Here is a 7,597-nt window from a genome sequence, read left to right on the forward strand (position 1 = left end):
CCCAGGCGCCAGGCCGGGAGAACTACGGGCCTGACGACCTCAACTGCTCCAACCGCCCGGTGCGGACCCGCATGCCGGGTGGTGTGGGAGGGGCGGAGCCAATAGGCTCCCCCCTATCCCGATTGTGGCCGGCCTGCCGGCAGTCCGTCAGTAACGGGATATAAGCGATTTTGACGCTAATTTATGTGCTTGCGCCCTGGAACTGTGGCATGAGCCAAATGATGAAGGCCGGTCTGGCCGTCGACAGACCCGCGGGTGGGATCCCGCTACAGCGGCTCGCGTCATTTCCGACGCGCAGAAGATGCTGTAAATTTTGGATTTGGGCATAGTCCTTCCTCCAAACCGAGTTCGAAGGGCTGTGCGGCAGACCGCGCCGGGCAGGCGCGACGACAAGGAGCTTATATGACACGCCGCTATTTTGGCACTGATGGCATTCGCGGACAGTCCAACATCTTTCCGATGACGCCGGACCTGGCGATGCGCGTCGGCATTGCCGTCGGCACGATCTTTCGCAACGGCAGCCACCGCCACCGCGTCGTGATCGGCAAGGATACGCGTCTTTCCGGCTACATGCTGGAAAATGCCTTGGTGGCGGGCTTTACCGCTGCCGGTCTGGACGTCTTCCTGCTCGGCCCGATCCCGACGCCGGCTGTGGCCATGCTGACCCGTTCGTTGCGCGCCGATGTGGGCGTGATGATCTCGGCCTCGCACAATCCTTACCAGGACAACGGGATCAAGCTGTTCGGCCCGGATGGCTACAAGCTTTCCGACGAACTGGAGATACGCATAGAGGATCTGCTCGACAGCGATCTGCATGCCCAGCTTGCCAAGTCCGCGGATATCGGCCGGGCGAAGCGCGTCGAGGGTGATATTTACCGCTATATCGAACATGCCAAGCGCACGTTGCCGCGCGACGTCACGCTGCATGGGCTGAGAGTGGCGATCGATTGCGCCAATGGCGCGGCCTACAAGGTGGCTCCGCTCGCACTCTGGGAACTCGGGGCTGAAGTGGTGACGATCGGTAACGAGCCGAACGGCACGAACATCAACCTGGACTGCGGCTCGACGAGCCCCGAGGCGCTTCAGAAGAAGGTGCATGAGGTGCGTGCCGATATCGGTATAGCACTCGACGGCGACGCAGACCGGGTCATCATCGTCGACGAGTGTGGCGAGATCGTCGACGGCGACCAGCTGATGGCGGTGATCGGGGAAAGCTGGGCCGAGGAAGAGAAATTGAGGGGCGGCGGCATCGTCGCTACCGTCATGTCCAATCTCGGTCTCGAGCGCTTTCTGAAGGGCAAGGGCCTTGAACTTGCCCGCACCAAGGTCGGCGACCGTTACGTGGTCGAGCATATGCGTCACAACGATTTCAACGTGGGCGGCGAGCAGTCCGGCCACATCGTCCTTTCGGACTTCGGCACCACCGGTGACGGCCTTGTTGCGGCCCTTCAAATTCTGGCGCGCGTAAAACGCCTCGGGCGGCCGGTGAGCGAGGTTTGCCGCCGATTCGAGCCGGTGCCGCAGCTTCTGAAGAATGTCCGCTTCCAGGGCGGCAAGCCGCTCGAGGACATCATCGTACGTCAGGCCATTGCGGACGCGGAAGCCGAGCTTGCTTCGAAGGGGCGCCTGGTCATTCGTCCGTCCGGCACCGAGCCGCTGATCCGCGTGATGGCGGAAGGCGACGATCGGGCCCAAATCGAGCGGGTCGTAGAAGGGCTCGTCGGCGTCATTGCCAACGCCCGCACCGTCGCCTGAGTTTTCCGCTTGAGAAAAAGCCGGCAGCGATGCCGGCTTTTTTGTTTCGCGGTATGGGAAAGCGGGCGGCAGCTATATCCCTGCTGGGTTCAGGGGCGTGCCTGGCCTGTCAACGAGAAATAGACGAAGGCCGCGATGAAGAAGGCGGCGACCCCAAGGACGATCAGCACGCGCTTCAGCCATGGTGGCGTCTGCCGCGGGGGCTTCGGTTTGGGCGGGCGCTGGAACTTGATAACATTGTCTGACATGCCTGCGTATTTAGAGCATCCGGCTTAAATTTGCACTCGAATCTCTTCGTTCAGGAAAGGATCAACAGTTCCTTTTCTTGGTGGTGTCGAGCCAAATTCGGACGCTTCGAGGAAAACATGCGGTAAACAGGCATGGTTAAGTCGGACTTAACTTTTTTCCTTCATTATCCATCGCGATCAACCCGTTGGCTGCGCGCTTGCCTGCCATACGCGATATGAGCTTTGGAGATGAAGCCATGAAGAAAACCCTGGCCAGTATGTTTGCGCTGGCGCTGACGGTGAGCGCAGCCCAATCGGCAGATCTTTATCAGCCGCAGCCCGAACCGATCCTCGATGCCCCGGAAGTCGCCATTCAGGAGGCGAGCGGCTGGTATCTGCGCGGCGATGTGGGCTATTCCTTCAACGACATGCGCGGCGCGGAATATTTCCAGGGCTCCAACGGCACGCTGGTAGATTTTGATAGCGCGTCGCTCAAGGACAGCTTTCTTCTCGGCGGCGGCGTCGGTTACCAGATCAACAACTACCTGCGTACGGACGTCACCTTCGACTACCTGACCTCAGCGGACTTCCGCGGCTCGACCACGGGTCTTTGCGGCGGGGTGACCTGCACCTCCAGCGACAAGTCCTACATGCATGCCTATTCGCTGATGGCGAACGTCTATGTCGACCTCGGCACCTACGGCTATTTCACGCCCTATGTCGGCGGTGGTATCGGCGGTACCTATGTCAAGTGGGGCAAGCTGCGCAACACCATCTGCGACGACCCGGCGGTGCCCGGCTGCTACTCTACCGACCACAAGGGCGAAAAGAGCTGGCGCTTCAGCTATGCCCTTATGGCCGGCGCGTCCATTGACATCACCTGTAACCTCAAGGCGGATGTGGGCTACCGCTATCGCCATATCGTCGGTGGCGATATGTTCGGCTACAATCTCGGTGGCGGACCCGGCCGGGACAAGGGTTTCGACATGCACGAAGCGCGCGTCGGCGCCCGCTACGTATTCGGTGGCTGCGACACTCCCGTCGCCTACGAGCCGCCGCCGGAGCCCATCGTCTACAAGTAAGTTTCCAATATCTTCCAGCGAAAGCCGCCTTCGAGGCGGCTTTCTGCATTCGGCCGATAGGTGGCGTATTGCGGATTAACGATATATCCGATTTCAATTTCAAAATTCGCGTTTGAGTTGCTATCAAGCGCCCGATGTGACGATGGGGCAGCTCATGGTGCCGGTTTTCAAGATTTCCATCTTCGACAACCTCGACGATCTCTCGCAGGATTGGCCTCGCGGTTCTGCGGCGGAGGGAGCGCATTTCCACGTGTTTCAGAGCGTGACCTTTCTTCAAGTGTGGCTCGCCAGTTTCGGGCGCTCGGGAGAACGCAGCCTGCATTTCGTCGAGGTGCGCGATGCGGAGGATCGGCCGGTCATCTTCATTCCGCTTTGCATCACGCGCCGCAACGGAACTCGAATTCTCGAATTCGTCGACGCCGACGCGGCCGATTACAATGCCCCGATACTTTTTACGACGTCGATCTCCTGGACGCCGGAGCTTGCGGAGCGCCTTTGGCACGAGATCGCCAGTCAGTTGCCGCCGTTCGATCTCCTCATATTCAGTAAGATGCCGGCAGATATCGACGGTCTTGCCAATCCCTTGAGCTTGATGAGTGACCAAGCGAACGAGGCTTCTTGTCACGCCAACGATCTGCGGCGACCCTGGGCGGACATCGAGGCGGCGATCCCGCAACGAAAGACACTCGCCCGCAAGATGCGCAACCTGGAGAAGATCACGCCGCTCGAATTCCGCATTGCCGATGGTGATGAAGAGCGCCGGGAGGCAACTGCCGCATTCCTGCGCCAGAAGCAGTGGCGCTTCGAACAGACCCGCGTGCCCGGCTTCGATGTCGATACCGACAAGCACGATTTCTTTCGCGATGGCACGGAAATCTTCGCGAAAGAGCAGATGCTGAAGCTCTTCTACCTCCAGTCCGGTGACAGGATCATCGCGACGATCTGGGGGCTGACGGCCGGCAGACGGTATTACGCGATCATGCTCTCTTTCGAGGCAGGGGAATGGGCGAAATTTTCACCGGGCAGCGTACTTTACTACCGTACGCTGCAATGGCTTCACGGCAACGGATATGAGTGGCTGGATCTCGGCATCGGCGATGAGGCGTGGAAGATCGAAAGCTGCGAGACGACGTTTCCACTGACGGCGAAACAGGCAGCTCTGACACTTCGAGGGCAGGTCTATCTGTTGCGGCAAAGGTCGGTCGCTGCGCTTCGCTCCACCAGACTGTGGCGATCACTCCGGCCGCTCAAATGGGTAATCCGGCGCCGGTTGCGGCAGACGATGATGACGATATCAAGCTATGGTGCGGTATCCGAGCTTCTTTTGCCAATGATGGCAATCGCTTGAGCGAAACAAGCGGCGTAAGCGCATCGGGTCTGCGGCAAAAATTTGTCTTTGCGCGACGCAATCCTCTTGACTGTAAAGGCGGAGAAGAATACCCACAGCGGCGGGACACCTCTCCCCAACGAGAGGCCATCTATCTGGAAGGATAGCACAATGGCGGATACCGCAAAGCCGGACGTACGTCCGAACAATACCCATTTTTCTTCTGGCCCTTGCTCGAAGCGCCCCGGTTGGACGCTCGAAGCGCTTTCCGATGCCCCGCTCGGTCGTTCGCACCGCGCCAAGGTCGGCAAGGCAAAGCTCAAGCAGGCCATCGATCTTACCCGTGAAATTCTGAACGTGCCGGCGGATTACCGCATCGGCATCGTGCCGGCCTCCGATACCGGCGCCGTCGAAATGGCGCTCTGGTCGCTGCTCGGCGAGCGCGGCGTGGACATGCTGTCCTGGGAAAGCTTCGGTGCCGGCTGGGTCACCGATGTCGTCAAGCAACTGAAGCTCAAGGATGTGCGCAAGTTCGAGGCCGATTACGGCCTGCTGCCGAACCTCTCCGAAGTCGATTTCGACCGCGACGTGGTCTTCACCTGGAACGGCACCACCTCCGGCGTCCGCGTCCCGAACGCCGACTTCATCCCGGCCGACCGCAAGGGCCTGACGATCTGCGACGCCACCTCCGCGGCGTTTGCGCAGGACATGGATTTTACCAAGCTCGATGTCGTCACCTTCTCCTGGCAGAAGGTGTTGGGCGGCGAGGGCGGTCATGGCATGCTGATCCTGTCGCCGCGCGCCGTTGCGCGTCTGGAGAGCTACACGCCCGCCTGGCCGCTGCCGAAGATCTTCCGCATGACCAAGGGCGGCAAGCTGATCGAAGGCATCTTCACCGGCGAGACGATCAACACGCCCTCGATGCTCTGCGTCGAGGATTATATCGATGCGCTCAACTGGGCGAAGTCGGTCGGCGGCCTGAAGGCGCTGATGGCGCGCGCCGACGCCAATGCAAAGGTGATCTTCGATTTCGTCGACGCCAATGACTGGATCGACAATCTTGCCGTCGAGCCGGCGACGCGTTCCAACACTTCGGTCTGCCTCAAGATCGTCGATCCCGCCGTCACCGCGCTCGATGCGGATGCCCAGGCGGCCTTCGCCAAGGGAATCGTCTCGATTCTCGAGAAAGAGGGCGTGGCGCTCGATATCGGCGCCTACCGCGACGCTCCTTCAGGCCTTCGCATCTGGGCTGGCGCCACGATCGATGCAGCCGACATGAAGGCTCTGATGCCTTGGCTTTCTTACGCCTTCAATACCCAGAAGGCCGCGCTCGCCAAGGCTGCCGCCTGATCGCCGCATATCGGCTCCGCTCCTGAAGCGGGGCCTCTTCCAATCCCAGACAGAACCCCTTTTTAGGAGCCCGTGACCCATGGCACCTCGCGTTCTCGTATCCGACGAACTCTCGGAAACCGCCGTCCAGATCTTCCGCGATCGCGGCGTTGAAGTCGATTTCCAGCCGAAGCTCGGCAAAGACAAGGAGAAACTCCTTGAAATCATCGGCAATTACGATGGCCTTGCCATCCGTTCCGCCACCAAGGCGACGGAAAAGCTGATCGCTGCAGCGACCAATCTCAAGGTCATCGGCCGCGCCGGCATCGGCGTCGACAATGTCGATATCCCGGCAGCCTCGCGCCGCGGCATCATCGTCATGAACACGCCCTTCGGCAACTCGATCACCACCGCCGAGCATGCCATCGCGCTGATGTTCGCGGTCGCCCGCCAGCTTCCGCAAGCCGATACCTCGACCCAGGCCGGCAAGTGGGAGAAGTCGAAGTTCATGGGCGTCGAAATTACCGGCAAGGTGCTCGGCGTGATCGGTGCCGGCAATATCGGCGGTATCGTCTGCAAGAAGGCCATCGGGCTCGGAATGCATGTCATCGCCTATGATCCCTTCCTCTCCGTCGAGCGCGCCCAGGAAATGGGTGTCGAGAAGGTGGAACTGGACGATCTCCTGGCGCGCGCCGATTTCATCACGCTGCATGTGCCGATGACCGACAAGACACGCGGGATCCTCGGCAAGGAGAACCTCGCCAAGACGAAGAAGGGCGTGCGCATCATCAACTGCGCCCGTGGCGGTCTGGTCGATGAGGCCGCTCTTGCCGAAGCTATCAAGTCCGGCCACGTCGCCGGCGCCGGCTTCGACGTCTTCGAAGTCGAGCCAGCCACCGAAAGCCCGCTGTTTGGTCTGGAAAACGTGGTCTGCACGCCGCATCTCGGCGCTTCGACGACCGAAGCTCAGGAAAACGTCGCGCTGCAGGTCGCCGAGCAGATGTCGGACTACCTGGTCAAGGGCGCCGTCTCGAACGCGATCAACATGCCCTCTATCACTGCAGAGGAGGCGCCGATCCTGAAGCCCTTCATCCGTCTCGCAGACGTGCTGGGCGCTTTCGTCGGCCAGGTCACCGAAAGCCCGATCAAGGAAATCGAGATACTCTACGATGGCGTGACCGCCAACATGAACACCAAGGCGCTGACCAGCGCGCTGCTCGCCGGCCTCATCCGCAACCAGGTGGCCGACGTCAACATGGTTTCGGCGCCGATTATGATCAAGGAAAAGGGCATCATCCTTTCCGAGGTGAAGCGCGACAAGACGGGCGTCTATGACGGCTACATCAAGCTTACCGTCACGACCGAAAACCAGACCCGCTCGGTCGCCGGTACCGTATTCTCGGACGGCAAGCCGCGCTTCATCCAGATCAAGGGCATCAACATGGACGCCGATGTCGGCGCCAACATGATCTACATCGCCAACACCGACGTACCCGGCATGATCGGTTTCATGGGCACGACGCTTGGCAATGCGGGCGTCAACATCGCCAACTTCCAGCTCGGCCGCGACAAGCAGGGCGGCGATGCGATCGCACTGCTCTATGTAGATGGCCCGGTTGCTCCCGATGTGCTCGCCAAGTTGACTGCCAATCCGGCAATCCGCCAGGCCAAGCCGCTGGTGTTCAATATCGACTGAGTGCTCCTCCCAGGAGTTCAGACGGAAAGCCCGGCGCCCTCGCGCCGGGCTTTCTGTTGTGCGCCCAGCATGGGCGCATTCTTGTGGGTGGAAGTCCCACCGTAAGCTGGTCATGGCGAGCGAAGTGAAGCGCAACTGCGGAAGGGCGACCGACCGTGGGGAGGAAGCGTGGATCGAACCT

The 7,597-nt window shown here is 60.6% G+C and carries 6 protein-coding genes; 5 read left to right on the plus strand and 1 reads right to left on the minus strand.

Translation table 11 applies throughout. The features are described 5' to 3' along the window. Positions 1-402 precede the first annotated feature (402 nt). On the plus strand, positions 403-1,755 hold the full coding sequence (gene glmM / locus C5L12_RS27095; protein ID WP_105375097.1) for a phosphoglucosamine mutase: 1,353 nt from the start codon (positions 403-405) through the stop codon (positions 1,753-1,755). Between the two features lie 89 nt (positions 1,756-1,844). Here glmM and C5L12_RS28505 read toward each other — a convergent pair whose 3' ends face one another. Beyond that, positions 1,845-2,003 (minus strand): hypothetical protein, encoded by a 159-nt coding sequence (locus C5L12_RS28505; RefSeq protein WP_165924117.1) that lies wholly within the window; start codon positions 2,001-2,003, stop codon positions 1,845-1,847. A 236-nt stretch (positions 2,004-2,239) separates the two neighbouring features. On the opposite strand from C5L12_RS28505, the gene C5L12_RS27100 reads away from it, so the two are divergent. The 4 genes from C5L12_RS27100 (at position 2,240) to serA (ending at position 7,416) form a co-directional block, all read left to right on the plus strand. Beyond that, positions 2,240-3,064 carry an outer membrane protein gene (locus C5L12_RS27100; protein ID WP_105375098.1) on the plus strand — a complete coding sequence of 275 codons (825 nt, stop codon included), beginning with the start codon at positions 2,240-2,242 and terminating at the stop codon, positions 3,062-3,064. A 154-nt stretch (positions 3,065-3,218) separates the two neighbouring features. Continuing rightward, positions 3,219-4,412, plus strand: a complete 1,194-nt coding sequence (locus C5L12_RS27105; RefSeq protein ID WP_157949133.1) for a GNAT family N-acetyltransferase — start codon at positions 3,219-3,221, stop codon at positions 4,410-4,412. 150 nt (positions 4,413-4,562) lie between these two features. After that, the gene (locus C5L12_RS27110) at positions 4,563-5,741 is read left to right on the plus strand and encodes a phosphoserine transaminase (RefSeq protein ID WP_105375100.1); all 1,179 of its coding nucleotides are present in this window, start codon (positions 4,563-4,565) and stop codon (positions 5,739-5,741) included. Between the two features lie 79 nt (positions 5,742-5,820). Further along, positions 5,821-7,416 (plus strand): phosphoglycerate dehydrogenase, encoded by a 1,596-nt coding sequence (gene serA, locus C5L12_RS27115; protein ID WP_105375101.1) that lies wholly within the window; start codon positions 5,821-5,823, stop codon positions 7,414-7,416. The last annotated feature ends 181 nt before the right edge of the window (positions 7,417-7,597 follow it).

Origin of the sequence: Neorhizobium huautlense (assembly GCF_002968575.1) — a bacterium.
Classification (GTDB): Bacteria; Pseudomonadota; Alphaproteobacteria; order Rhizobiales; family Rhizobiaceae; genus Neorhizobium; species Neorhizobium huautlense.

Bases quoted from the DNA above. Each gene is read 5' to 3' on its own strand.
- glmM (WP_105375097.1), top strand. From the start codon at position 403: ATGACACGCCGCTATTTTGGCACTGATGGCATTCGCGGACAGTCCAAC.
- C5L12_RS28505 (WP_165924117.1), bottom strand. From the start codon at position 2,003: ATGTCAGACAATGTTATCAAGTTCCAGCGCCCGCCCAAACCGAAGCCC.
- C5L12_RS27100 (WP_105375098.1), top strand. From the start codon at position 2,240: ATGAAGAAAACCCTGGCCAGTATGTTTGCGCTGGCGCTGACGGTGAGC.
- C5L12_RS27105 (WP_157949133.1), top strand. From the start codon at position 3,219: ATGGTGCCGGTTTTCAAGATTTCCATCTTCGACAACCTCGACGATCTC.
- C5L12_RS27110 (WP_105375100.1), top strand. From the start codon at position 4,563: ATGGCGGATACCGCAAAGCCGGACGTACGTCCGAACAATACCCATTTT.
- serA (WP_105375101.1), top strand. From the start codon at position 5,821: ATGGCACCTCGCGTTCTCGTATCCGACGAACTCTCGGAAACCGCCGTC.